Here is a 24,745-nt window from a genome sequence, read left to right on the forward strand (position 1 = left end):
GGCCTTTCGTGACGACGCTGGGGCGCCGGCTTACTCGTCGAGGAAGGAGCGCAGCGGCTCGGAGCGGCTGGGGTGGCGCAGCTTGCGCAACGCCTTGGCCTCGATCTGGCGGATCCGCTCGCGGGTGACGTCGAACTGCTTGCCGACCTCCTCGAGGGTGTGGTCGGTGTTCATGTCGATGCCGAAGCGCATGCGCAGCACCTTGGCCTCGCGGGCGGTGAGGCCGCCGAGCACGTTGCGGGTGGCCTCGATCAGCCCCTCGCCGGTGGCCGAGTCGATGGGCAGCACCATGGTGCCGTCCTCGATGAAGTCGCCCAGGTGCGAGTCGTCGTCGTCGCCGATGGGCGTCTCCATGGAGATCGGCTCCTTGGCGATCTTGAGCACCTTGCGCACCTTGTCCTCGGGCATCTCGAGCCGCTCGCCGAGCTCCTCGGGGGTAGGCTCGCGGCCCATCTCCTGGAGCATCTGCCGGGACACTCGGTTGAGCTTGTTGATGGTCTCGATCATGTGCACCGGGATGCGGATGGTGCGGGCCTGGTCGGCGATGGAGCGGGTGATCGCCTGGCGGATCCACCAGGTGGCGTAGGTGGAGAACTTGTAGCCGCGGCGATACTCGAACTTGTCCACCGCCTTCATCAGGCCGATGTTGCCCTCCTGGATCAGGTCCAGGAACTGCAGGCCGCGGTTGGTGTACTTCTTGGCGATGGAGATCACCAGGCGCAGGTTGGCCTCGACCATCTCCTTCTTGGCGCGACGCGCCTTGGCCTCGCCGATCGAGAGGCGACGATTGACCTCCTTGATCTCGGTCACCGGCAGGCGGACCATCTCCTCCTCGAAGGCGATCTTGCGCTGGGCGCGCTGGATGTCGACGCGCAGCGGCGCGAGGCGATCGGCGAACCGGGCGTTGTCGGCGATGAAGGCGTCGAGCCAGGCCGGATCGGACTCGCTGCCCGGGAAGGCCTTGATGAAGGTCTTGCGCGGCACCCGACCCTTCTTGACGCACAGCTGCATCACCGCCTTCTCCTGGGCGCGGATCTGCTCGACGCTGATGCGCACCTGGTTGACCAGGCGCTCGAAGTGCTTGGGCACCAGCTTGATCGGCGAGAACAGCTCGGCCAGGCGCGCGAGCTCCTCCTGGGCCTCGCGGGAGCCACGCCCCTGGGCCTCGATGGCCGCCTGGGCCGCGGCGTTCTGCTCGCGGATCTGCTCGAAGCGGGCGCGGGCCTCCTCGGGATCGGGGCCACCGCTGCTCTCCTCCTCGGCGTCACCGTCCTCGTCATCCTCGTCGCCGCCGGCCGCGTCGCCGGGCTCTTCCTCGGGCACCTCGGCCTCGGCCACGCCGGGGATGCCCTCATCGGGATCGATGAAGCCGGAGAACAGGTCGGAGAGCCGCCCCGGCGCCTCCTCGTCCTGGGTGGCGTCGTAAGCGTCGAGGATCGACTCCACCGCACCGGGCAGGTAGGCCAGCGCCGACATCACCTCGCGGGTGCCCTCCTCGATGCGCTTGGCGATCTCGATCTCACCCTCGCGGGTCAGCAGTTCCACGGTGCCCATCTCGCGCATGTACATGCGCACCGGGTCGGTGGTGCGGCCCACGTCGCTCTCCACCGCTGCCAGGGCGGCCACGGCTTCCTCGGCGGCAGACTCGTCCGTGGAGTGATCGGACATCATCAGGGTATCTTCATCGGGGGCTTCCTCGACGACACTGATACCCATGTCGTTGATCATGCCGATGATGTCTTCCACCTGATCGGGGTCGGCGATATCCTCGGGAAGGTGGTCGTTGACCTCGGCATAGGTCAGGAAGCCCTGTTCCTTGCCGCGCGCGATCAACTCCTTCAGACGTGACTGCTGCTGCGCATTTCCAGCCATAGAAACCCTATCTCGACGAAGAAGAATGAAGCACCTGAAGCGCTGGGTGGAGAAAACTCGTGAAGCCGAACAGTATAGCGGCAGAAAGCACCCTTCCGCCAGTTCGCTCTATTTGCGCGGTCATTCAGGTGTGTTAGGTTGTCAGGTTACGCCGGTGCCAAGCGCCGTCCCCTACAAATGGGGATGGTAGGAAAGATTTCAACCTCGGCGCCAACCCGAATGATACTATTATTGACCTTCCGGTCAGCGGTGCAGTTCGGTGATCAGCGCCATCAGGCGCTGCTTCTCCTCCCGCGACAGCCGCTCCCCCGCCTTCTCCCTGGCCAGCAACGCCTCGATCTCCTCCTGGGGCGACCGCCGCCGCCGATGCCGACGGAAGTGCCCGACCAGGCCGTCCAATTCGGCACCGCGCGCCGCCCGGGGGATCAACAACTCGCGCCTGGCCAGCGCCGCCAGCCGCTCGCCCTCCGGACTGCCGTGGAAGTGCGCCAGCAGCACCTGGGGGCTGCGATAGCGCCCGGCCCGCAGCAGGCGAATCACCTCGCGGCACAAGCGCCCGTCGGGCTCCTCCTCGGGGCACCAGTCGTCCTCCTCCGGCAGCCTCGCCACCAGCTCCGGCTCGTGGACCAGCAACTGCAGGGCCCGCGCCACCAGGCTCAGCGAACCGCCGGTGCGCCCCGGCGGCGCGGCACTCTCGCCCAGTGGCGGGGCCGTCTCCGGCATGCCGCCGGCATCCGGGGCCGACGCACCGGGCCCGGTCGTCGCCTCCTGGGCGGCGGGCTCGGCCCGCGCCAGCAGGGCGGCGAAGCTCGAGGGCTCGACGCCGGTACGCCGTGACAGCTCGGTGAGCATCAGCGACTTGAGCACCCCCTCCGGCAGCTTCGCCAGCGCCGCCAGCACCTGGCTGGCGTAGCGCTCGCGGTCCTCGATGCGAGCCAGGTCGCGCCCCGCCGCCGCCTGGTCGAAGAGGAACTCCGACAGGGGGCTGGCGCAGGTGATGCGGTCCTGGAAGGCCTCGGGGCCCTCGCGACGCACCAGGGTGTCCGGATCCTCCCCCTCGGGCAGGAACAGGAAGCGCGCCTGGCGGCCGTCGATCATCAGCGGCAGCACCGTCTCCAGCGCCCGCGCCGCGGCCTGTCGGCCGGCACGGTCACCATCGAAGCAGAACACCACCTCGCCCACCAGGCGGAACAGCCGCGACAGGTGCTCCTCGCTGGTCGAGGTACCCAGGGTGGCCACGGCGTTGCGGATGCCGAACTGGGCCAGGGCCACCACGTCCATGTAGCCCTCGACGATCACCACCCGCTCCAGGCGGTGGTCGGCCTGGCGAGCCTCATAGAGCCCGTAGAGCTCGCGCCCCTTGTGGAACACCGGGGTCTCCGGCGAGTTGAGGTACTTGGGCTTGGCGTCGCCCAGCACCCGGCCGCCGAAGCCGATGGTGCGCCCCTTGATGTCGCGGATCGGGAACATCACCCGGTCGCGGAAGCGATCATAGGTGCGCCCGCTCTCCTCGCGGTGCACCAGCAGGCCGTACTCCACCTGCACCGCCTCGGCGATGCCACGCTCCGAGAGGTGGCGCTTGAGCCCCTCCCAGCCGTCCGGGGCGTAGCCGATGCCGAAGGTCTCGATCACCTCCGGCGCCAGGCCGCGCCCCTCCAGGTAGGCGCGGGCGCCCTGCGCCTCCGGCATCTTCAGCCGCTCGCGGAAGAAGGACGCCGAGAGCTCCAGCAGGTTGACGCCCTCCTTGCGCTTGCGCTCCCGGGCCTGGGCGCGGGGGTCGTCGGCGCCCTCGCGGGGCACCTCCAGGCCGAGCCGCCCGGCCAGCTGCTCTACCGCCTCGGGGAAGCGCAGCTTGTCGTACTCCATCAGGAAGCGCAGGGCGTTGCCGTGGGCGCCACAGCCGAAGCAGTGGTAGAACTGCTTGTCGGCGCTGACGGTGAACGATGGCGTCTTCTCCTGGTGGAAGGGACACAGGCCCGAGTAGTTGCGCCCGGCTTTCTTCAGCTTGACCCGTTCGCCCACCACCTCGACCACGTCGACGCGGGCGAGCAGGTCATCGATGAAGCGCTGGGGGATCTGTCCGGCCATGCTGCTGGACCACCTTCACGAGTCGCGATGCGATCGCCATGGGCCGCCGGCATCGAGACGCCGACACCCCGGAAAAAACAAGCGGCCACCGGATGGCGGCCGCTTGGCGTCCTCCTGAGACAGCCCGGGCCCGGGGCCCCGACCGTCTCCAGTACGGATCAATAGAGCCGTTCGAAGCGCTTGCGCTCACGCTGGAGCTTCTTGGCGTGACGCTTGACGGCGGCTGCCGCCTTGCGCTTGCGCTCCGCAGTCGGCTTCTCGTAGTGCTCGCGACGACGCACTTCGGAGAGGACACCGGCTTTTTCGCAGGAACGCTTGAAGCGACGCAGCGCGACGTCAAACGGCTCGTTATCACGTACTTTGACAGAAGGCATTAAGCACTCACCTACCTTAGGTAACTAGAGTTCGGTTAGTACGCACACCCCTGCGGGTGGCAGCTGACGCGACGACGCCACATCTCCCGTTCTCGGCTGGCGAGCGGAGACATGGACGGATCACGGGAAATCGCCACCTGGGTGCACGACCCAGTCTTGCAGCGCACCATATTCTAGTCGCGCACCCCGGCCTTTGCAAATGCTTTCCCCCAAGGCAATCGCAGTCGCCCACAAGCGAGGGACGCCGGGGACAAGCCACCACAACAGTCTCGAGCGATGGCAGGCCAGGCCCCAAGACGCGTAGAATACCGGGCTGTTCCGTATAACCGAGCCGATACCATGCGCGTACTGGGCATCGAGACCTCCTGCGACGAGACCGGCGTCGCCCTCTTCGACACCGAACGCGGCCTGCTGGCCGACGCCCTCTACAGCCAGGTGGCCATGCACGCCGAATACGGCGGCGTGGTGCCGGAGCTGGCCTCCCGCGACCATACCCGCCGCCTGCTGCCGCTGATCCAGCAGGTGCTCGACGAGGCCGGCCTGGGCCGCGGCGAGCTGGACGCCATCGCCTATACCGCCGGCCCCGGCCTGGTGGGCGCCCTGATGGTGGGCGCCGCCACCGCCCACGGCATGGCCCGGGCGCTGGGGATCCCGGTGCTGGGCGTGCACCACATGGAGGGACACCTGCTGGCTCCCATGCTGGAGGAGGACCGGCCCGAGTTCCCCTTCGTGGCGCTGCTGGTCTCCGGCGGCCATACCCAACTGGTCGAGGTGCGCGGGCTCGGGCGCTACACCCTGCTCGGCGAATCGGTGGACGACGCCGCCGGCGAGGCCTTCGACAAGGCGGCCAAGATGCTCGGGCTCGACTACCCCGGCGGCCCCCATGTCGCCCGACTGGCCGAGGCCGGCGACCCCGGGCGCCTGCGCTTCCCGCGGCCGATGACCGACCGCCCGGGGCTGGCCTTCAGCTTCTCGGGCCTCAAGACCCATACCCTGACCACATTGCGCGCCTTCGAGGCCGAGGGAACCCTGGACGACCCGGCCCGCGCCGACGTGGCCCGGGCCTTCGAGGAGGCGGTGGTGGATACCCTGGTGATCAAGTGCCGCCGCGCCCTGGACCAGACCGGCCTCAAGCGACTGGTGGTGGCCGGCGGCGTCAGCGCCAACCTGCGCCTGCGCAGCCGACTGGAGCGCGAGTGCGCCAAGCGCAACGCCCGGGCCTACTACCCGCGCGGACGCTTCTGCACCGACAACGGCGCCATGATCGCCTATGTGGGCGCCCAACGCCTGCAGGCCGGCGAACGCGACGAGCCCGGCATGATGCAGGCGGTACCGCGCTGGCCCATGGATACCCTGGAGGCGCCCAGCAGCGACTGAAAGGCGCCATGCTCGCACTCTTTATGGTCACAGCGCCCAACGCCTGCAGGCCGGCGAACACGACGAGCCCGGCATGATGCAGGCGGTACCGCGCTGGCCGATGGATACGCTACGCGAGCCGTAAGCTAGAAGAGGGAAGAGGGAAGACAGGATAGGCGTTCTTCTTGCCTCTTCGAGGCGCGTAGCGCCGTTCTTCCCTCTTCCAGCCGCGAAGCGGCGCTCTTCAAGCTTACAGGGGCGGCTCGTCGCCGCTACCCAGGCGGCGGATATTGAGCGCGTGTCGCCCCAGCACCAGCAGGGTGAAGGCGATCACCACCACCACGTAGTCCGGCGCCAGCCACAGGCTGGCCAGCGGCGCCATGGCGGCGCTGGCCAGGGAGGCCACGGCGGCGGTGCGCACCCGCCAGGCGAGCAGCGCCCAGAGCGCCGCACACACCAGCGCCACCCCCGGGATCAGCACCAGCATCACGCCAAAGGCACTGGCCACCGCCTTGCCGCCGCGGAAGCGGTGCCACACCGGGTAGCTGTGGCCCAGCAGCACCCCGAGGCCCACCAGGCCCTGGGCCCAGGGCGGCAACCCCAGCAGGATCGCCAATACCAGCACCGGCACGCCCTTGGCGGCATCCACCAGCAGGGTCGCCAGGGCCAGCCGAACGCCGTACAGGCGCAGCACGTTGGAGAAGCCGGGATTGCAGGAGCCGGCGCGGCGCGGGTCACCCACGCCGGCCAGCCGGCACACGCTCAGCGCCCCCAACCAGCTGCCGCTGAGATAGCCCAGCGCCACCAGCGGCAGCAACGGATTGAGTGGCGCCTCCACGGCCGGCCCTCCTGTGACGGGAATTCGCCCATTCTGACAGCCCCGCCCCGGGGTGCCCAGCCGCCGAGGTGTTCGCCGGCTCGAGGCTCGCGTACAATCGCCGCCACGCCAGCCCGGTCCGAGAGATCCCCGGGCCCCCACCCGCCCATGCACACGCCCGGAAGCCTCGCCATGGACCTAGTGCTGATCGAGTCCCTCGGCGTCGACACCGTCATCGGGGTCTACGACTGGGAACGCACCATCACCCAGCGCCTGGTGCTCGACCTGGAGCTGGCTACCGACATCCGCCCGGCGGCGGCCGACGACGACATCGCCCAGACCCTGGACTACGCCGCCATCAGCAAGCGCGTCAAGGCCTTCGCCGCCGACCATGACTTCGCCCTGGTGGAGACCTTCGCCGAACGACTGGCCGCCATGCTGCGTGAGGAGTTCTCGATTCCCTGGCTGCGACTCAGCGTGCGCAAGCCCGGTGCCGTGCCCACCGCGGGCGCGGTGGGGGTGCGCATCGAACGCGGCACGCGCCCGGAGGAGGCCTGATGGTGAGGGTCACGGTGAGCATCGGCAGCAACATCGAGCGGGAGCGCCATGTCCGTGCCTGCCTGGACGCCCTGGCCGAGACCTTCGGCGCGCCGGCCGTCTCGCGGGTGTTCGAGAGCGAGCCGGTGGGCTTCGAGGACGGCCGCAACTTCTACAACCTGGTGGCGGTCTTCGACAGCGACTGGGGCGTGGGGGAGCTGCAGGCCTGGTGCAAGCGCCTGGAGCTGGCCAACGGTCGGCGCAAGGACAGTCCCAAGTTCAGCCCGCGCACCCTGGACATCGACCTGCTCACCGTGGGCGGGCTGACCGGCGAGCATGACGGCGTCGCCCTGCCCCGCGACGAGATCCGCCACCACGCCTTCGTGCTCAAGCCCCTGGCCGAGCTGCTGCCCGAGGCGCGCCATCCGCTCACCGGCGAGACCTATGCGGCCCTATGGAGCGCCTTCGATCCGGGCGGCCAACGCCTCTGGGCGGTGGACTTCCACTGGGCCGGGCGGCGGATCTCCCGCCCCGACTAGCCCAGGGCGGCGTCGATCGCCTCGCGCCGCCGGCGTGCCAGCTCCGCGCCCAGCGCACGCCCCTGGAAGCCCTCCTCCACCAGCTGTGCCGGCAATACCTGGCCGGCCAGCCGCCAGGCCAGGGCCAGGTCCCCGGCCAGCGCCGGGGCATCCAGGCTCACCAGGCTGAGCAGCGGCGCGACCCGCTCGCTGCGCCGCCAGGCGTCGACGGCATCCAGCCAGGCCAGGATCCGCGCGCCGTCCGGCGTCTCCACCTCGGCATCCCGGCACAGTCCGCGGGTGGCCGCTACCTGGCGGGCCAGGTCGGGGTAGGCCCTGGGCTGGCGCAGCCGCTCGGCCAGGGCCGCCCGCGCCGCCTCGTCCAGGTGCTCCACCAGCCGCGCCCAGCGCCAGCGGGCCGTCGCCTCATCCTCGACCTCCTCGGGCAGGCAGTGCAAGTGCCCCAGCGCCTCGTCCAGGCCCTCGGGATCGGCGCTGAGCTCCGGCATCAGCACCGCCAGGGCGCCGCAGGCATCCAGGGTCTGGAAGTAGACTTCCGGCCAGGGCTCGCCCAGGGCCTTCTCGGTCTCCGCCCAGACTCGTTCGGCCACCAGGTGGGCGAGCTCGCCGCTGTCGACCAGCTCGGCCATCAGTGCCCGGGTCTCCTCGGCGATGGTGAAGCCGAGCCCCGCGTAGCGGGCCAGGAAGCGCGCGGTACGCAACACCCGCAGCGGGTCCTCAACGAAGGCCGGCGAGACATGGCGCAGCAGCCGCGACTCGAGGTCGGCCAGGCCGCCATGCGGGTCGACCAGCTCGCCCTCCGGGGTCTCGGCCATGGCGTTGATGGTCAGGTCGCGACGCGCCAGGTCCTCCTCCAGGGTCACTTCGGGGCTGGCGTGGACCACGAAGCCGGTGTAGCCGTGCCCGGCCTTGCGCTCGGTGCGTGCCAGGGCGTACTCCTCGTGGGTCTCGGGGTGCAGGAACACCGGGAAGTCGCGACCCACCGGCCGGAAGCCGCGGCGGCGCATCTCCTCGGGCGTGCTGCCGACCACCACCCAGTCGCGGTCGTAGACCGGCCAGCCGAGCCGGGCGTCGCGCACCGCGCCGCCCACCCGGTAGACCGCCAGGCCCGCGACGGTGGGGTCCTCGGGCGCGGACACGCTCAGGCCTCCACCCGGTGCGGATGGCGCAGTTGCCACTCGGTGAAGCCGCCGTCGAGGCTGTAGACCGCGTCGAACCCCTGGCCCGCCAGCCAGGCGGCGGCCTGCTGGCTGGAGTGGCCGTGGTAGCAGACCACTACCACCGGCCGCTCGCGGGGCGTCGCGTCGATGAAGGGGCCGACGCTGTCGTTGTCCAGGCGCCGGCTGCCGGGGATGTGGCCCTGGGCGTAGCTCATGGGGTCGCGGATATCGACCAGCGCCAGCTCGCGCCGCTCGTCGAGCCAGGCCTGCAGGGTCGGGATGTCCAGGTGCTGGAAGGTCGTCATGGGGCTCTCTCGTCGTCGGTCAGGGGCGCTGGCGGCTGGGCACGCTGATGCGCTCGCCGCTGTCGAGGTTCAGGGCGGTGAGGCGGCCGCCCCAGACGCAGCCGGTATCCAGGGCCTGGACGTTGACGCGGCTGCCGGGCGTCTCGCCGCCCAGCGCCGCCCAGTGGCCGAAGACCAGCCGGGCGTCGTCGGCGCGGGGGTAGCGGAACCAGGGCGCGAAGCCGGGCGGGGCACTGTCCAGCCCCTCCTTGGCGTCGAAGTCCAGGCAACCCGCGGCGTCGATGAAGCGCATGCGGGTGAAGACGTTGACGATCACCCGCAGGCGGTCGATGCCTTCCAGGTCATCCCGCCAGCAGGTCGGGCTGTTGCCGTACATGCGCCGGAGGAAGACGCCGGCGTGCTCGCCGCTCAGGCAGGCCTCCAGCTCGGCGGCCAGCCCCTGGGCCTGGTCCAGCGACCAGTGGGGCAGCAGCCCGGCATGGGTCATCAGGGTCTCCTCGCCGATGGCCTCGCGTACCAGCAGCGGCCGCGACTGCAGCCAGTCGAGCAGCCGCTCGCGATCGGGCGCCTCGAGGATCGCCGCCAGGGTATCCTTGCGCCTGGGCTCGGCCCCGCCGCGGGCCACCGCCAGCAGGTGCAGGTCGTGGTTGCCGAGCACGCTGACGGCGGCATCGCCCAGCGCCATCGCCTCGCGCAGGCAGGCCAGCGACCCCGGGCCGCGATTGACCAGGTCGCCGGCCAGCCACAGCCGGTCGCGGCGCGGATCGAAGTCGAGGACCTCGAGCAGGTCGATGAACTCGGCGTGGCAGCCCTGGAGGTCGCCGATGGCGTAGGTGGTCATCCGGTCTCCCTGTGGGTTGCGATCATCGGTCTCAGTGCACCTGGTTGGGGCCGGCCAGGCGGAAGGGGGCGATGGGCACCTCGAAGGGACGCTGGGTGGCGGTATCGATGCAGGTGTAGTCGCCCTCCATCACCCCCACCGGGCCGTCGAGGATCGCCCGGCTGGTGTAGCGAAAGCGCTGACCGGGGCCGATCACCGGCTGCTGGCCCACCACGCCCTTGCCGCGCACCTCCTGCACCTTGCCACTGCCCTGGGTGATCTTCCAGTGGCGGGCCATCAACTGGATGCTGTGGCGGGAGGCGTTGTGCACCGTCACCGTGTAGCTGAACACGTAGCGCTGCTCGGCAGGCGCGGATTCCTCCTCACGGAAGCTCGGCTCCACCTCGACTCGTACCTCCAGGGCCGGACCCTGCGGGGACGACTGACTCATGGACGCACCTCCTCACCGACATCGGACAGGTGGTTGGCGATGCGCACGAACTCCTCCACGCAGAGCGTCTGGGGCCGGCGGCCAGGGTCGATGCCCAGCGCCTCCAGGGCCTCGCCGCCGATGCGTCCCTTGAGGTTGTTACGCAGGGTCTTGCGGCGCTGGCCGAAGGCCTCGCGCACCAGGCGCGACAACAGCGCCGCGTCACGGGCCGGATGCGGCGGTGCGGCGTAGGGGGTCAGGCGCACGATGGCGGAATCCACCTTGGGGCGCGGCACGAAGGCCTCCGGCGGCACCACGAACAGCGACTCCACCCGGCAGCGGTACTGGGCCATCACCGAGAGGCGCCCCCAGTCGGCCCCGCCCGGCTCGGCGGCCAGGCGTTCCACCACTTCCCTCTGCAGCATGAAGTGCATGTCGGCGATGGCATCGCCTGCCTCCAGCAGGTGGGCGATCAGCGGTGTGGAGATGTTGTAGGGCAGGTTGCCCACCACCCGCAGCGGCTCGCCCGCCCCGCGCAAGACACGGAAGTCCACCTTGAGGGCGTCGCCCTCGTGGATCACGAAGTCGGGATGGTTGAAGAACTGCACCCGCAGGCCGGGGATCAGGTCGCGGTCGAGCTCGATCACCTCGAGGCGGCCGCCGGCCGCCTCCAGCAGCGGCTCGGTCAGCGCGCCCTGGCCGGGGCCGATCTCCACCAGGCGCTCGCCGGGGCGCGGGCCGATGGCGCGCACGATGCGCGAGATGATACCCGGATCGCGCAGGAAGTTCTGGCCGAAGCGCTTGCGGGCCCGGTGGACCGGGGGGCGGGATGCCATTCAGGGGTGTCCTTATGTCGCTGTGATCTTCTTCTGCATCTTGAATGGGGCTGATCCGGCGACAGACCTGCGCGGAGGCGCTGTAAACCCATCCCTGGAATAGGACCTCCGCTTCGGTCTATCCCCGGCGCCCCTCTAAGCACGCTGCGCCATCTCGGCGGCCAGGGCCACCGCGACCCGCAGGCTGCCGGGGTCGGCGCGACCGCGGCCGGCCAGGTCCAGCGCCGTGCCGTGGTCCACCGAGGTGCGCACCAGCGGCAGGCCCAGGGTGACGTTGGCGGCGCGGCCGAAGCCGGCGTACTTGAGCACCGGCAGGCCCTGGTCATGATACATGGCCAGCACGGCGTCCACCCCCTCGAGATGGTGCGGGGTGAACAGGGTATCGGCGGGCAGCGGGCCGTCGAGCGCCAGGCCCTCGGCGCGCAGCGCCTCCAGGGCGGGGATGATGACCTCGAGCTCCTCGCGGCCCAGGTGCCCCCCCTCGCCGGCATGGGGGTTGAGGCCGCAGACCGCGATGCGCGGGGCGCCCACACCGAACCGGCGCTTCAGGTCGGCGTCGAGGATACGCAGCACCCGTGCCAGACGCTCGCCGGTGATGGCATCCGCCACCGCACGCAGCGGCAGGTGAGTGGTGGCCAGGGCCACCCGCAGGGCGGATCCGCCCCGCCAGCCGGACCGGTCGGCGTGCAGGGCGCTGTCGGTGGCGAGCAGCATCACCACCTCGTCGACGCCGCAGGCGTCTCGCAGGTACTCGGTGTGGCCGGTGAAGCCGGCATGGCCGGCCTCAAGGATCGCCCCCTTGTGCAGGGGGGCGGTGACCATGCCGGCGGCGCGGCCCTCGCGGCAGGCGCGGATCGCCAGGTCCAGGGTCTCGAGCACGTAGTCGGCGTTGGCCACTTCGAGCTCGCCCGGTCGGCAGGGCGCGCGCAGCGCCACCGGCCATACCGGCAGCCGGCCGGGGCGACCGGCCGGCACCGCCTCGTCGTGGGCGAGTTCCTCGAGGGTCACGGCCAGGCCCAGCAGCGCGGCCCGCTCGGCCAGCAGCCGGGGATCTCCCACCGCCACCACTCGTGCCTCGAGGACGCCCTCGGCGGCCAGCATCAGGGCCAGTTCCGGGCCGATGCCCGCCGGCTCGCCGGTGGTCAGGGCCAGGACGGGCCCGCCCTGCCCCGCCATCAGCGCGCGCCGAGCCGGTTGTCGATGAAGGCCTGGGAGCGGATCTCCTGCAGCCAGGCGTCCAACTCCTCGTTGGCCTTGCGCTGGAAGAGCGCCTGCTGGGCCTGTTCGCGACCGACGCCTTCCTGCTCCATGAAGCGTTCCACCTCCCGCTCGGAGAGGTTGACCCGGCTCCCCACCTGGCGCTGCTGCAACTGGCGAATCACCAGTTCGCGGCGGATCTCCTCGCGTACCGCCGACAGCGTCAGGCCATCGGCCTCCAAGGCATCGGCGAACTGCTCCAGGCTCATGCCGTTGCGTTCGGCGATGCCGCGCACCTGACGGTTGAGTTCGGTATCGTCGACGCTGAGCCCCGCCTCCTCGGCCATCTGCAGCTGGATCTCCTCCAGGATCATCTGCTCCAGTACCTGCTCGCACAGCACGTCCTCCGGGGGCAGATCCTGCTGCTGGGCGCCGAGCTGGCTGCGGGCCTGGTCCAGCCGCTCCTCCAGTTGGCTGTGCATGATCGCCCCGTCGTTGACCACCGCCACGATGCGGTCCAGCGTCTGGCGCTGCACGGACTGGAACTCCGGGTCCTGGGCCAGGGCGCCGGCCGGCAGGGCGGCCAGGCCCAGGGCCATCACCAGGCCGGCCCCCAGGCCGGCGACGGGTCGACTGCGCATTGTCTGCTTTCCTCTCATCGTTCCTCTCTCGTGGACCCTCCCGGCTCAGAAGGCGGTGCCGCGATAGCCGGGAATGGCCTCCTCGAAGTAGCTGTCGGCCTCGCGGCCCACACCGCCCAGGCCCTTGAACACGAAACGCAGGAAGATCCCGCGGTCGGTGAAGTCATCATCCAGGCGGTTCGCGGTGTCGTTGTCGTCGATCCACTCGCGCCACACCAGCTGCACACCGTAGCAACAGTCGTTCCACTGCACGCCCGCCAGTTGCTCCAGGGCACGGTCGTTGGTGTTGTCATAGAGCAGGCGACCGATCAGGTCGAAGCGCCGCCCCGCCTGCCAGGCGAAGGACAGGTCATATTCCTCGCGGTCATAGTTGACCACATCCTCGTCCTCGAGGGAGGGATCGAAGCCCTCGAGCTGCCAGCGGTACCCCAGGTTGAGCACATGGCCGGCCGGCGACAGGTACTGGAGGCCCAGCGTAGTGCTTTCGGTCTGCTCCAGGTGATCGTCGTAGAGCCACTGCCAGCGGGTACGCCAGCGATCGGTGACCTGCCAGTCGGCGCGCGCCACCAGCGGGGAGCGGTCACGGGTGGCCCGGTACCAGTCCGCGAAGCGCCGCTCCGGGTCCGGCAACTCGTCGGGGTCGCCGGCCAGGTCGATGGTGCGATCCTCGAAGTAGAGCGCCTGACCCAGGCCCAGCGAGAGTCGCTGACGCCCGCCCTCGTCCTCCAGCAGGCGGGATTCCACGCCCAGGGAGAGGCGGTTGAGGTCGCCCACCCGGTCGCTGCCGGAGAAGCGGTACGGCGACCACAGTTGGTTCCAAGAGAAGGCGCGCTCACGGGTGTCGAAGTCCGGGAACTCGCTCTGGTCGCGGGCCGGCACATAGGCGTAGTTGACCCGCGGCTCCAGGGTCTGGCGGTAGCCGCGCCCGCCCAGCTCCAATGCGCGCTCGAACACCAGGCCGCCGTCGATGGAGGCCACCGGCAGGTTACGCGTCAGCTCGGTGTCGAATTCGGTCTGGCGATCGCCGTAATCGAGGTCATAGGCCGTCGACAGCCACTCCACGCGGGGCTCGAGGTGGCCCCAGCTCTCGTCCAGGCGCCAGCCCAGCGCCGGCGCGAGATGCAGCCGCGAGCCGGTGGCCGCCTCGCGCAGCGGTACCCTCAGGCGCCGGCCCTCGCTCTCGTAGAACCCCTGGTCGTCGGTATCGATATCGCGCCAGAAGTAGGTGTAGTTGGAGCGCCACTGCTGGTAGAAGCCGCCCTGGGCCCACCGCGCGTCGGCGCTGAGGCTGGGCAGGCGATAGAAGGGCCGGTCCCTCTCCAGCAGCGGGTCGTCGAGCTTCTGGAAGCCCTGGGCGCGGGCGTCCAGGCGCCAGGTGTCGCCACGGTAGTCGATCTGCGCCAGGCGCGACATGGCCGAGGCGCTGCGCTCGGCGAAGTCACTGCCGAAGTCGTCGAAATAGCGCCCGTCGCTGGCCGCCCCGTAGCGCAGCCGGTAGCGGGTGCGCGGATCGAAGCTACCGGCATGGCGATAGTCGACGTACCAGCGGTCCTCGCCCTCGAACCGCCGGTCGGCATCGTTGGGGTTGTCGCTGTCGCCCCCGTCGTCGCCGCCGAGGTAGGCCCCCTCGATCTGGCCGGCATCGCTGGGGAAGAGGTAGCGATACTGGCCGCCCAGCAGCAGGCCTCGGTCGGAGATCCAGCGCGGCGTGATGGTGGCGTCGTGGTTGGGCGCGATGTTCCAGTAGAAGGGCTGGGCGTAGTCCAGCGAATCGCTGGAGACGCCCAGGGCGGGCCACAGGAAGCCGGTCTGGCGGCGATCGTCGATGGGGAAGCGTACCCAGGGCCAGTAGAAGACCGGCACCCGGCCCACCTCGAGGCGGGCGTGTCGGGCGATGCCGAAGCCCCTCTCGCGATCGAGCACCACGTCGCCCCCGACCAGGCGCCACAGGTCGTCGCCCGGGTCGCAGGTGGTGAAGCTCGCCGAGGAGAGCCGGTAGCGACCGTCTTCCAGGCGCGCCAGGCGCTGGGCGTCGCCGCGCAGGTGATGATCATGGACCACGTAGTGGGCCTCGTCGACGCTCGCCTCATCGTTGACCAGCGAGACCTCGCCGGCGGCGCCGCGCACCAGCAGGCCCTGGTCGCGCAGCGCCAGGGGACCCTCGGCGAAGGCGCGCTCGCGCGCACCGGGCACCCGCACGCGGGGCGTCTCCAGTTGGGTGGTATCACGGCGCAGCACCACCTCGCCGTGCAGGATGGTCTCGCCGTCCTCCCCGTAGCTGGCGCCCTCCGACTCGCTGGCGACCTTGCCCTCCTCGGGCGCCGGCAGGCGATAGTCGGGCATCACGTAGACGCCGCGGCACAGGGCGTCCGCCGGCCTCTCGTCGCCCCAGGGGCGAAAGTCCAGCCGCTCGCCCGGCAGGGGTTCGGGCGGTGCCGCCAACAGCGGACCGCCGCCGAAACCCGCGGCCGCCAGGCCTGCAAGGGCCGTCCATGAGAGTCGCTTGCCCATGTTCGTCGATGTCCTTGGCGGGGTGAACCGGTATTATACAGGCCGCCGCCGGCCTGTCCCGCCGGCGGTGGCGGCGCAGCGCCCAGCATGCGGCGCCCGCCCACGACCGTCAACCGGCCGCCCCCGACCAAGGAGCCCGAGACCGCCATGTCCGACGCCGCCCCCAAGCGCCTCGCGCAGCTCACGCGCTGGGCCGCCGAGCGCCACGCCCTGCCGCCCTCGGCCCTCGACCTGCGCCTGGCCGCCGGCGACGCCAGCTTCCGCCGCTACTACCGCCTGGCCCTGCCCGATGGCGGGACCCGCATCCTGATGGACGCCCCGCCGGCCCGGGAGGACAGCCGCCCCTTCGTGGCCATCGCCCGGCGCTGGGAGGCCGCCGGCCTGCCGGTGCCCCACCTCCATGCGGCCGACCTGGCGGCCGGCTTCATCGAACTGGAGGACCTGGGCGATACCCCGCTGCAGGAGCGCTTCCGTGACGCAGCCGAGACCCTGGCCTGGCACGAGCGCGCCCAGGCGCTGATCCACGCGCTGCAGAATCGCGCCGCCCCCGACGGCCTGCCCGCCTACGATGCCGACCTGCTGGGACGCGAGCTGGATCTCTTCCCCGACTGGTGCCTGGGCGAGTGGCTGGGCCTGGCGTCGCCCCCCGGCTGGCCGGCCCTGCGCCAGGCGCTGATCGATGCCGCCCTGGCCCAGCCGGTGGTCGCGGTGCACCGGGACTTCGACGCCATGAACCTGATGGTCCGCGACGACGCCCTGGTACTCATCGACTTCCAGGACGCCGTGGCCGGCCCGCTCAGCTACGACCTGATCTCGCTGCTGCGCGGCCGCTACTGCCGCTTCGACGCCGCCCGTTTCGCCGCCTGGGTGGAAGCCTTCCGCCGCCGGGCGGTGGCCGACGGCCGCCTGTCCTCGAGCATTGCCGAGGCCACCTTCCTGGCCCAGGCCAACGCCATGGCCGCCCAGCGCTCCCTCAAGGTGCTGGGCATCTTCTGCCGCCTGACCCTGCGTGACCACCGCGAGGGCTACCTGGCACGCCTCCCGCACTTCCTGGCCCACCTGGAGGACAGCCTGGCGGGACTGGAAGGCCACGACGCCTTCCGTGCCTGGCTGACCGAGACCTTCCGCCCGGCCCTGGCCACACGCCTGGGGGCCCCGACATGAAGGCGATGATCCTGGCCGCGGGGCTCGGCACGCGCATGCGCCCGCTCACCGACCATTGCCCCAAGCCGCTGTTGCCGGTGGCCGGCAAGCCGCTGATCGTTCACCACCTGGAGCGCCTGCGCGAGGCGGGCATCACCGAGGTGGTGATCAACGTCAGCTACCGCGCCGAGCAGATCGTCGCGGCGCTGGGCGACGGCCGCGACCATGGGCTGTCGATCGCCTGGAGCCACGAGGATTCCCCCCTGGAGACCGGCGGCGGCATCCGCCAGGCGCTGCCACTGCTCGGCAGCGCGCCCTTCCTGCTGGTCAACGGCGATGTCTGGTGCGACCTCGACCCGGCCGGGCTGCCCCCCCTGGGCGACGACCTGGCCCGGCTGGTGCTGGTGGACAATCCCGATCACCATCCGGACGGCGACTTCCACCTCGACGCCGCCGGTCGGGTGCACGCCGAGGGCGAGCCGCGCCTGACCTTCGCCGGCCTCAGCCTGCTCGACCCGGCCCTGGTGGCCGACCAGGCCCCGGGCGCCTTCGCCCTGGCTCCACTGCTCAGGCGCGCCATGGACGCCGGGCGCGTGGGCGGCCATCACCATCGCGGCGCCTGGGTCGACGTCGGCACCCCCGAGCGCCTGGCCGAACTGGACCGCCGCCTGCGGGGCTGAGCCCGCCTCCCGGGAGTGCTATGCTGCCCGCCTTCACCTGACAAACTTAGTTGCAGCTCCATAGCGAGGGGCGCCGGGGACAAGCCGCAGGGGAGGTCCTACGCCAGGGATGGCGTCGGTAGCGCCCAGGGAGGGGTTCACAGCGCCTCCCCGGAGGCTTGTCGACGGAACAGCCCCGAGCGCTCTTGCTGCCTGATAACCAAGAAGGAATCCCGCATCATGAAAGCCAGCGTGAAATGGACCGATGGTCGTCAGTTCGTCGCCGAGAGCGGCAGTGGCCACAGCGTGGTGATCGACGGCCCGCCCGACCACGGCGGCCGCAACACCGGCCCGCGCCCCATGGAGATGCTGCTGATGGGCATGGGCGCCTGCACCTCCTTCGACGTGCTGGAGATCCTCGAGAAGTCCCGCGCCCCGGTGAGCGACTGCGTGGCCAGCCTCGAGGCCGAGCGCGCCGACGCCGTGCCCAGCGTGTTCACCCGGATTCACGTGCACTTCACCGTCACCGGCAAGGGGCTGAAGGAGAAGCAGGTGCAGCGCGCCGTGGAGCTCTCGGCCGACAAGTACTGCAGCGCCTCCATCATGCTGACGCAGGGCGGCGTCGAGGTGACTCACTCCTTCACCATCGTCGAGGAGTAGCGCTGGGCGCTTAGATCTTGTAGACGCTCCTGGTCATCACCTTCGCCATCAGCGCCATGCCGGCCTGGATCGGGGCGGGGAAGCGAAGCCCGCCGGCCTCGATGGCCAGTTGGGCGTGGTGGGCCTCGTCGACGGCCAACTGACGCAGCACCGCCCGGGAGCGGTGGTCGCCCGGCGGCAGCTTCACCAGGTGCTTCTCCAGGAGCCGGCCCGCCTGCTCCTCGGTGGCGGCTACCAAACCCAGGCCGACCCGCTCGCCCACCGCGCCGGCCACGGCGCCGAGGCCGAAGGAGGCCGCGTAGAACAAGGGGTTGAGTCGGCTGGGGCGGTCATGGAGTTCGGCGAGGCGCTCGGCGCACCAGGCCAGGTGGTCGAGCTCCTCCCGGGCGGCCTGCTCCAGCTGGTCGCGCACCTCGGGCCGCTGCGCGCTGCACCCCTGCCCCTGATAGAGCGCCTGGGCGCACACCTCGCCGGTATGGTTGACGCGCATCACCCCCGCCGCATGGCGGCGTTCCGCCTCGCTCAGCGGCTCGTCGCGGATCTCCGGCGTGGCCGGCGACGGACGCGAGGTCCGGGCGGCGTGGGGTACCAGCATACGCAGCAGCGTATCGAACCGGTGGATCCGGTGATCGGTGCGGGAGAGCTTGCGGTTCATGGCGGCCTCGTCACGGTCCTCTCGGCATTGTAGCCGAGCCACCTCCGGGCCAGAAATCGCCGGCGCCGTCCGAAGGGCGGCGCCGAAGATGCACCCGATGCGCCGAACACCGGATCTCGTGCGGTTGCCCGCAGCGTGCCGACTACCCAGCCGGCCAGGTAAAGCGTCGGCCGCCCATCAGGTGCATATGAATATGATAGACCGTCTGACCGGCCTGGTCATTGCAGTTCATCACCACCCGATAGCCGTCCTCGGCGAAGCCGCGCTCGCCGGCCAGGCGGGCGGCGACGAGCGACAGGTGGCCGACCAGCGCCCGGTCGTCCTCCTCCAGGTCGTTGAGGGTGGCGATGTGCCGCCGGGGGATGATCAGCAGGTGGGTGGGGGCCTGGGGATTGATGTCCTCGAAGGCCAGCGCCTCGTCGTCCTCGTAGACGACCTCGGCGGGAATCTCGCCCTTGGCGATCTTGCAGAACAGGCAGTCCATGGTAGGCCTCCTTCGGTGGATGGTCGAAGCCTCAGCGGAAGCGCCGCTGGGCCAGCAGGTGACGCACCAGGGGCGCGAGGATCAACTCCATGGCCAGCGACAGCCGCGAGCCGGGCACCACCAGGGTGTGGGGCCGGCTCATGAAGGCATCCTGGATCATCGCCAGCAGGTAGGGGAAGTCCACGGTGGCCGGATCGCGGAAGCGGATCACCACGAAGGACTCGGCATCGGAGGGGATGTCCTGCACCTCGAAGGGGTTGGAGGTATCCACCGTGGGCACCCGCTGGAAATTGATGTGGGTACGCGAGAACTGCGGCTGGATGTAGCGCACATAGTCGTCCATGCGCCCCAGGATGGTATCGATCACCGCCTCCTGGGAGTAGCCGCGCAGCTTGATGTCCCGGTCGATCTTCTGGATCCACTCCAGGTTCATGGTGGGCGCCACCCCCACCAGCAGGTCCACGTGGCGGGCGATGTCGTGCTCCGCGGTGACCAGGCCACCGTGCAGCCCCTCGTAGAACAGCAGGTCGGTGCCGTAGGGCAGCGGCTGCCACTCGGTGAAGGTGCCGACCCGGTAGCCGGCCTCGATCATCTGCTTGTCCTCGGCGTGGATATAGTGGCGGTAGGTGCCGCCGCCATGCTCGCCGTACTCCTGGAACAGCGCCTCGAGCTCCTCGAGCAGGTTGGCCTCCACGGCGAAGTGCGAGAGCTCGTCCTTGCGCTCGGGCTCCTCGCGGAAGATCCGCGACAACTCCTCGCGGGTGTAGCGATGGAAGGCGTCGCCGTCGACGAAGGCGGCATGCACGTCCTCGCGGGCGAACATGCGCTCGAAGGTGCGCTTGACGGTGGTGGTGCCGGCCCCGGAGGAGCCGGTCACGGCGATGACCGGATACTCGCGGGACATCAGGCGCCTCCTGCCCCGGCGCTGGCCGCCCGAAGAGTGTCGGCCTGGGGAAACTCGAGCCTGACGCGCTCCATGGTCGCCTCCTTTGTCGCTGTTGTTGTCGGGGAGCGGGCCGGGTCAGGCCTCGTCGCGCTCCCGGGCGATGGCCCGATGGGCGATATCGCGGCGGAACAGGACGTCGGGCCAGGCGATCTCGGCCACGCCACGATAGGCCAGCTCACTGGCGGCGGCCACGCCCTCGCCCAGCGCGGTGACGCAGAGCACGCGCCCGCCGGCGGTGACCACCCGGCCGTCGCGCTCCGCGGTCCCGGCGTGGAACACCTTGCAGCCGGTGGCCTCGGCGGCGTCCAGGCCGTCGATGGCGTCGCCCTTGCGATAGCCGCCGGGGTAACCGCCGGCGGCCAGCACCACGCCCACCGCGGCACGCGGATCCCAGTGGCAGGCCTTGCCCGCCAACTCGCCGCGGCTGCCGGCCAGGCACAGCTCGGCCAGGTCGGACTGCAGGCGCAGCATGATCGGCTGGGTCTCGGGATCGCCGAAGCGGCAGTTGTACTCGATCACCCTGGGGTTGCCTGCGGCGTCGATCATCAGGCCGGCGTAGAGGAAGCCCGTGTAGGGATGCCCTTCCTCGGCCATGCCGCGCACCGTGGGCAGGATCACCCGCTCCATGATCCGCTCATGCACCGCCTCGTCGACCACCGGCGCCGGCGAGTAGGCGCCCATGCCGCCGGTGTTGGGGCCGGTGTCGCCCTCGCCCACCCGCTTGTGGTCCTGGCTGGTGGCCATGGGCAGCACGCTCGCGCCGTCCACCATGACGATGAAGCTGGCTTCCTCGCCCTCGAGGAACTCCTCGATCACCACCCGGGCGCCGGCGTCACCGAAGGCGTTGGCCTCCAGCATGTCGCGCACCGCCGCCTCGGCCTCGGCCAGCGTCATGGCCACGATCACGCCCTTGCCGGCGGCCAGGCCGTCGGCCTTGATCACGATGGGGGCGCCCTTCTCGGTGAGGTACTCGAGCGCCGGCTCGATCGCGGTGAAGGTGCGATACTCGGCAGTGGGGATGGCGTGGCGGGCCAGGAAGTCCTTGGTGAAGGACTTCGAGCCCTCGAGCTGGGCGGCGTCGGCGGTGGGACCGAAGATCGCCAGGCCGGCCTCGCGGAAGCGGTCCACCACGCCCTCGACCAGCGGCGCCTCGGGGCCGACGATGGTCAGCTCGACGCCCTCGTCGCGGGCGAAGGCCACCAGGCCGTCGAGGTCGGACACCGCGATAGCGACGTTGGCGAGGCCCGGCTCGCGGGCCGTGCCGGCATTGCCGGGGGCGACGAAGACGGTCGCCACCCGCGGGGACTGGGCGACCTTCCAGGCCAGGGCGTGTTCGCGGCCACCGCCGCCGATGATCAGCACCTTCATCCTTTCCACCTTCATGCTGCTGGCCGAATGCTCGGCGTTTCGAATCGTGGCGGCATTATGTCAGAAAGTCGCGGCGCCTGCGCCCGGCCCTGGCCGGTCACTTCTTCTCGTCGTCACCCTTGCCGCCGGTGGGCTGGCCGATGGTCTGCTGCCAGAAGCGCATGTTCTCCTCGGCCAGTTCGCGCATCAGTTCCATGGGCGAGTGGCGCATGGCCTGCTGCCACTGGTCCTGCATGCGCTGCTGCTGCTCCATCATCAGCCGGGTGCCCTGCTCCAGGTAGCGCGCCAGGGGCAGCGGCTGGGCCATGTCGTAGACGCGGATGAACTGGGCCAGCAGGTCGTTGGAGAACACCTCGGCGTCGCCGTCGGCCTGTTCCTGCTCGATGATGATCGACAGCAGGATGGTGCGGGTCAGGTCCTCGCCGCTCTTGGCGTCCTCGACGCGGAAGGGGACGTCCTCCAGCACCAGGTGGCGCAGGTCCTCGAGGGTCACATAACGGCTCTGTTCGGTATCATAGAGCCTGCGGTTGGCATACTTGCGAATCACGCGCACGGCGCTGCTCCTCGTTCGGTGAGGGGGCGGTTGCCCCCGTATGCCCATTGTGCACCGCGACACCGTCCATGCAAGGCATAGCCGCCAACGCGAGGCCCCGATGAACCTGATCCTGCTCTCCCCCGAGGATATCGAGCACCCCCGCCTGGCCCGGATCACCGACCCGCGGCGCCTGCGCCACCTGCGCGAGGTACACCGCGCCGCGCCGGGCGACCGGCTCACCCTGGGCGTCGAGGGCGGCGGCATCGGCCGCGGCGAGCTGCTCGCCCTGGACGCCCGGGAAGCACGCTTCGCCCTGGACGACCTCGACCAGGCCCCGCCGCCGGTGCTGCCGGTGCACCTGGTGCTGGCGCTGCCGCGGCCGCGGATGCTGGCGCGCACCCTGGAGCACGTTACCGCCCTGGGGGTGAAGGCGATCACCCTGCTGCACACCCGTCGCGTGGAGAAGAGCTACTGGATGTCGCCGGAGCTGACGCCGGAGAAGATCCGGGCCCACCTGGTGCTGGGCCTGGAGCAGGCCCGCGACACCCTCATGCCGGAGGTGACCCTGGCCAGGGGCTTCCGTCCCTTCGTGGAGGACCGCCTGCCGGGGCTGCTGGAGGACCGGCGCGGCCTGCTCGCCCACCCGGGCCTGGCCGGCGAGTGCCCGCGAGGCCTCGAGGAACCCTGCCTGCTGCTGGTGGGCCCCGAGGGGGGCTTCATTCCCTGGGAGGTGGAAAAGCTGCTCGCCGCCGGTTGCGAGGGGATCCACCTGGGGCCGCGCATCCTGCGCGTGGAGACGGCGGTGACTGCCCTGCTCGCCCGGCTCGCCTGAGTTCGACGATCGCGTTCGGCGCTGCCCTCAGTCGTCCTCTTCCGGGTCGTGCTCCACCAGCGGCGAATCGTCGTCGCAGTCCGGCTCGGTGAGGAAGGTGTCGCGCACGTCGAGCAGGCCCAGGTGGCCGATGGTACGGCGCCCCAGCAGCAGCGGATAGTTCATGTCGCCACGGTCACGCAGGCTGAACTGCTCCTCGTAGACGGTATCGCCCAGGCAGACCTCCATCAGCACCACCGGCCGACGGTCGACACCGCCGGCACCGCGCAGCCGGAGATTGCGGTACACCGGTAGCTCCAGGAGATCGCTGAAGGTCTCGCCGCTGGCCTCGTCCTCCAGCTTGAGGCGGAAGCGCACCCATCCTTCGTCGTCGCGCTCGAAGCGCTCGATGTCCCGGGCGTCCAGCGACGAGGTCAGGGCGCCACTGTCGAGCTTGGCCTTCACCTCCACGCCCCAAGGCTCCACGGTGGCCTTCTCCACCCAGCCGAACACCTTGTCGTCGGCCAGGGCGGTCGAGGCGCCCCCGATGGCCAGGCCGACGGCCAGGGTCACGGCTCTCGCAACGGCTTTCATCGGATGCTTCCCTCCAGGATCAGCGGTTCAGGCGCTCCAGCAGGCGCAAGGTGGCGAAGCCGTCCGGCACCTCGCCGATCGACGCCTGGTACTCGCGCAGCCCGTCCCGGGTATTCGGCCCCAGGATGCCGTCAGGGTTCCCCACCTCGAAGCCGCGGGCATTGAGTTCCCGCTGCATCTCGCGTACCTGGCGGCGTGCCAACGGCTGTTCGTCGCGGGGCCAGCCGCCCAGGATGCCGTCGCGGCCGGCGATCTCATCGGAGAGACTGGCCACCGCCAACGCATAGCTGGTGGCGTTGTTGTAGCGCAGGATGGCGCGGAAGTTGGGCCCCACCAGAAAGGCCGGTCCCCGGGCGCCGGCCGGGGCGATCACCGCGGCCTCGTCGAAGCCGGGCAGCTCGCCGCCACCCCGTGGGCGCACGCCCTGGGCGGCCCAGTCGCGGCTCGGGCGACGCGTGGCGAGTTCCGCCTGGGCGTGGTTGAAGTCCTCCGGCAGGGTCACCTCCACGCCCCAGGGCTCGCCGGCGCGCCAGCCGGCATCCTCGAGGTAGTTGGCCGTGGAGGCCATGACGTCGGGGATGCTACCCCAGATATCGCGGCGCCCGTCGTCGTCGCCGTCCACGGCATGGGCCTCGAAGCTCGAGGGGATGAACTGGGTGTGGCCCATGGCGCCGGCCCAGGAGCCCAGCATGCGCTCGGGAGCGATGTCGCCCGCCTCGATGATGCGCAGCGCCGCCAGCAACTCGCTACGAGCGAAGTCGCGACGGCGGCCATCATAGGCCAGGGTGGCCAGGGCCTCGAGGGTCGAGAAATCGCCGAAGTTGCCGCCGTAGTTGCTCTCGACGCCCCAGATGGCCACGATCACCTCGGCGGGCACCCCGTAACGCGCCTCCATGCGCCGGGCGGTATCGCGATGCTCGGCCAGCCGCTCGCGCCCGGTGGTGACCCGGTTCGCCGAGACGGCGCTGTCCAGATACTGCCAGATGGGCCGCACGAACTCCGGCTGGGAGCGATCCAGCTCGATCACCCGCGACCGGTAGCGCACACCGTCCAGGGCTCGGGCCAGGGTCGCCTCCGCGATGCCCGCGGCACGCGCCTCGCGGCGGAAGCGCGCCAGCCAGGCGTCGAAGTCCTCCTCGGGCTCGGCCGTGGCGCCCTCCTCCTGTACCGCCGCCTCATCGTTCGTCACCATCGCGACGTCGTCACTCGCCACGCGCGCCTCGTCGGCGGCACTCGCCTCCCGCGCCGGGCCACTCTGGCAACCGGCCAGCATGGCCAGCGCCAGACACAGGGTCAGGGTCGTCCGTTGCATGGTCAGAGAGCTCTCCTTGGCAGGATACAGCCGCGATCATCGCGCAGATCGGCCGCGGCCACCAGCCCCGCATGCCCGCCGTAGACGATCCGGGA

At 70.6% G+C, this 24,745-nt stretch carries 26 protein-coding genes; 7 read left to right on the forward strand and 19 right to left on the reverse strand.

Annotation, left to right across the window (positions count from 1 at the left end):
- Positions 1-30: 30 nt before the first annotated feature.
- The 3 genes from rpoD to rpsU all read right to left on the reverse strand — a co-directional run bounded on the left by rpoD (position 31) and on the right by rpsU (position 4,334).
- Positions 31-1,872: an RNA polymerase sigma factor RpoD gene (rpoD, locus tag QWY80_RS18065; RefSeq protein ID WP_290234749.1), complete on the reverse strand. Its 1,842-nt coding sequence runs from the start codon at positions 1,870-1,872 to the stop codon at positions 31-33.
- A gap of 243 nt (positions 1,873-2,115) precedes the next feature.
- A complete protein-coding gene (gene dnaG, locus QWY80_RS18070) occupies positions 2,116-3,960 on the reverse strand; it encodes a DNA primase (protein ID WP_290234752.1) in 1,845 nt (614 codons plus the stop codon).
- Between the two features lie 158 nt (positions 3,961-4,118).
- Positions 4,119-4,334, reverse strand: a complete 216-nt coding sequence (gene rpsU, locus QWY80_RS18075; protein WP_016416934.1) for a 30S ribosomal protein S21 — start codon at positions 4,332-4,334, stop codon at positions 4,119-4,121.
- 339 nt (positions 4,335-4,673) lie between these two features.
- Here rpsU and tsaD point away from each other — a divergent pair, with 339 nt between their 5' ends.
- The gene (tsaD, locus tag QWY80_RS18080) at positions 4,674-5,711 is read left to right on the forward strand and encodes a tRNA (adenosine(37)-N6)-threonylcarbamoyltransferase complex transferase subunit TsaD (RefSeq protein ID WP_290234756.1); all 1,038 of its coding nucleotides are present in this window, start codon (positions 4,674-4,676) and stop codon (positions 5,709-5,711) included.
- A gap of 229 nt (positions 5,712-5,940) precedes the next feature.
- Here tsaD and plsY read toward each other — a convergent pair whose 3' ends face one another.
- On the reverse strand, positions 5,941-6,528 hold the full coding sequence (gene plsY, locus QWY80_RS18085) for a glycerol-3-phosphate 1-O-acyltransferase PlsY (protein ID WP_435389380.1): 588 nt from the start codon (positions 6,526-6,528) through the stop codon (positions 5,941-5,943).
- A gap of 171 nt (positions 6,529-6,699) precedes the next feature.
- Between plsY and folB the strand changes: the two genes are divergently transcribed.
- Complete coding sequence (folB, locus tag QWY80_RS18090) at positions 6,700-7,065, forward strand: dihydroneopterin aldolase (protein WP_290234759.1); 366 nt, start codon at positions 6,700-6,702, stop codon at positions 7,063-7,065.
- On the forward strand, positions 7,065-7,583 hold the full coding sequence (folK, locus tag QWY80_RS18095; RefSeq protein WP_290234762.1) for a 2-amino-4-hydroxy-6-hydroxymethyldihydropteridine diphosphokinase: 519 nt from the start codon (positions 7,065-7,067) through the stop codon (positions 7,581-7,583). The genes folB and folK overlap by 1 nt, the downstream gene beginning before the upstream one ends.
- Here the strand turns inward: folK and QWY80_RS18100 are convergent.
- From QWY80_RS18100 to QWY80_RS18135, 8 genes are all read right to left on the reverse strand, one after another.
- Positions 7,580-8,722 carry a tRNA nucleotidyltransferase/poly(A) polymerase-related protein gene (locus tag QWY80_RS18100; protein WP_290234766.1) on the reverse strand — a complete coding sequence of 381 codons (1,143 nt, stop codon included), beginning with the start codon at positions 8,720-8,722 and terminating at the stop codon, positions 7,580-7,582. The two genes, folK and QWY80_RS18100, sit on opposite strands and share 4 nt — an antisense overlap.
- Before the next feature lie 2 nt (positions 8,723-8,724).
- On the reverse strand, positions 8,725-9,048 hold the full coding sequence (glpE, locus tag QWY80_RS18105; protein ID WP_290234769.1) for a thiosulfate sulfurtransferase GlpE: 324 nt from the start codon (positions 9,046-9,048) through the stop codon (positions 8,725-8,727).
- Between the two features lie 19 nt (positions 9,049-9,067).
- The gene (locus QWY80_RS18110; RefSeq protein WP_290234772.1) at positions 9,068-9,889 is read right to left on the reverse strand and encodes a symmetrical bis(5'-nucleosyl)-tetraphosphatase; all 822 of its coding nucleotides are present in this window, start codon (positions 9,887-9,889) and stop codon (positions 9,068-9,070) included.
- A gap of 31 nt (positions 9,890-9,920) precedes the next feature.
- A complete protein-coding gene (gene apaG / locus QWY80_RS18115; protein ID WP_290234775.1) occupies positions 9,921-10,319 on the reverse strand; it encodes a Co2+/Mg2+ efflux facilitator ApaG/CorD in 399 nt (132 codons plus the stop codon).
- Positions 10,316-11,134, reverse strand: a complete 819-nt coding sequence (rsmA, locus tag QWY80_RS18120; protein WP_290234778.1) for a 16S rRNA (adenine(1518)-N(6)/adenine(1519)-N(6))-dimethyltransferase RsmA — start codon at positions 11,132-11,134, stop codon at positions 10,316-10,318. The genes apaG and rsmA overlap by 4 nt, the downstream gene beginning before the upstream one ends.
- A gap of 135 nt (positions 11,135-11,269) precedes the next feature.
- Positions 11,270-12,310: a 4-hydroxythreonine-4-phosphate dehydrogenase PdxA gene (gene pdxA / locus QWY80_RS18125; RefSeq protein ID WP_290234780.1), complete on the reverse strand. Its 1,041-nt coding sequence runs from the start codon at positions 12,308-12,310 to the stop codon at positions 11,270-11,272.
- Entirely contained in the window at positions 12,310-12,972 is a 663-nt protein-coding gene (locus tag QWY80_RS18130) for a SurA N-terminal domain-containing protein (protein ID WP_290234783.1), read from the reverse strand. Before QWY80_RS18130 ends, pdxA begins: the two co-directional genes overlap by 1 nt.
- 45 nt (positions 12,973-13,017) lie before the next feature.
- Complete coding sequence (locus tag QWY80_RS18135) at positions 13,018-15,483, reverse strand: LPS-assembly protein LptD (protein WP_290234785.1); 2,466 nt, start codon at positions 15,481-15,483, stop codon at positions 13,018-13,020.
- A gap of 147 nt (positions 15,484-15,630) precedes the next feature.
- Between QWY80_RS18135 and QWY80_RS18140 the strand changes: the two genes are divergently transcribed.
- The 3 genes from QWY80_RS18140 (at position 15,631) to QWY80_RS18150 (ending at position 17,945) form a co-directional block, all read left to right on the forward strand.
- Positions 15,631-16,647 carry an aminoglycoside phosphotransferase family protein gene (locus tag QWY80_RS18140; RefSeq protein ID WP_290234789.1) on the forward strand — a complete coding sequence of 339 codons (1,017 nt, stop codon included), beginning with the start codon at positions 15,631-15,633 and terminating at the stop codon, positions 16,645-16,647.
- Positions 16,644-17,306 (forward strand): N-acetylmuramate alpha-1-phosphate uridylyltransferase MurU, encoded by a 663-nt coding sequence (gene murU, locus QWY80_RS18145; RefSeq protein ID WP_290234792.1) that lies wholly within the window; start codon positions 16,644-16,646, stop codon positions 17,304-17,306. Before QWY80_RS18140 ends, murU begins: the two co-directional genes overlap by 4 nt.
- Before the next feature lie 219 nt (positions 17,307-17,525).
- Positions 17,526-17,945, forward strand: coding sequence for an OsmC family protein (locus tag QWY80_RS18150; RefSeq protein ID WP_290234795.1), 420 nt, complete (start codon positions 17,526-17,528; stop codon positions 17,943-17,945).
- A gap of 10 nt (positions 17,946-17,955) precedes the next feature.
- Here QWY80_RS18150 and coq7 read toward each other — a convergent pair whose 3' ends face one another.
- The 5 genes from coq7 to phaR all read right to left on the reverse strand — a co-directional run bounded on the left by coq7 (position 17,956) and on the right by phaR (position 21,951).
- The gene (coq7, locus tag QWY80_RS18155; protein WP_290234797.1) at positions 17,956-18,600 is read right to left on the reverse strand and encodes a 2-polyprenyl-3-methyl-6-methoxy-1,4-benzoquinone monooxygenase; all 645 of its coding nucleotides are present in this window, start codon (positions 18,598-18,600) and stop codon (positions 17,956-17,958) included.
- 142 nt (positions 18,601-18,742) lie between these two features.
- Positions 18,743-19,084: a histidine triad nucleotide-binding protein gene (locus QWY80_RS18160; protein WP_290234800.1), complete on the reverse strand. Its 342-nt coding sequence runs from the start codon at positions 19,082-19,084 to the stop codon at positions 18,743-18,745.
- A gap of 31 nt (positions 19,085-19,115) precedes the next feature.
- The gene (locus QWY80_RS18165) at positions 19,116-19,988 is read right to left on the reverse strand and encodes a phosphoribulokinase (protein WP_290234802.1); all 873 of its coding nucleotides are present in this window, start codon (positions 19,986-19,988) and stop codon (positions 19,116-19,118) included.
- Between the two features lie 117 nt (positions 19,989-20,105).
- Positions 20,106-21,398 (reverse strand): phosphoribosylamine--glycine ligase, encoded by a 1,293-nt coding sequence (purD, locus tag QWY80_RS18170; protein ID WP_290234804.1) that lies wholly within the window; start codon positions 21,396-21,398, stop codon positions 20,106-20,108.
- 97 nt (positions 21,399-21,495) lie between these two features.
- Complete coding sequence (phaR, locus tag QWY80_RS18175) at positions 21,496-21,951, reverse strand: polyhydroxyalkanoate synthesis repressor PhaR (RefSeq protein ID WP_290234808.1); 456 nt, start codon at positions 21,949-21,951, stop codon at positions 21,496-21,498.
- A gap of 100 nt (positions 21,952-22,051) precedes the next feature.
- On the opposite strand from phaR, the gene QWY80_RS18180 reads away from it, so the two are divergent.
- Entirely contained in the window at positions 22,052-22,765 is a 714-nt protein-coding gene (locus QWY80_RS18180; protein ID WP_290234811.1) for a 16S rRNA (uracil(1498)-N(3))-methyltransferase, read from the forward strand.
- Positions 22,766-22,792: 27 nt separating this feature from the next.
- On the opposite strand, the gene rloA3 is transcribed toward QWY80_RS18180, so the two are convergent.
- Positions 22,793-23,338 (reverse strand): retropepsin-like aspartic peptidase RloA3, encoded by a 546-nt coding sequence (rloA3, locus tag QWY80_RS18185; RefSeq protein WP_290234814.1) that lies wholly within the window; start codon positions 23,336-23,338, stop codon positions 22,793-22,795.
- A 19-nt stretch (positions 23,339-23,357) separates the two neighbouring features.
- Entirely contained in the window at positions 23,358-24,650 is a 1,293-nt protein-coding gene (locus QWY80_RS18190) for a lytic murein transglycosylase (protein WP_290234817.1), read from the reverse strand.
- Positions 24,651-24,745 lie beyond the last annotated feature (95 nt).

This window comes from Halomonas ramblicola, from assembly GCF_030409215.1.
In the GTDB taxonomy this organism is placed as follows: Bacteria; Pseudomonadota; Gammaproteobacteria; order Pseudomonadales; family Halomonadaceae; genus Halomonas; species Halomonas ramblicola.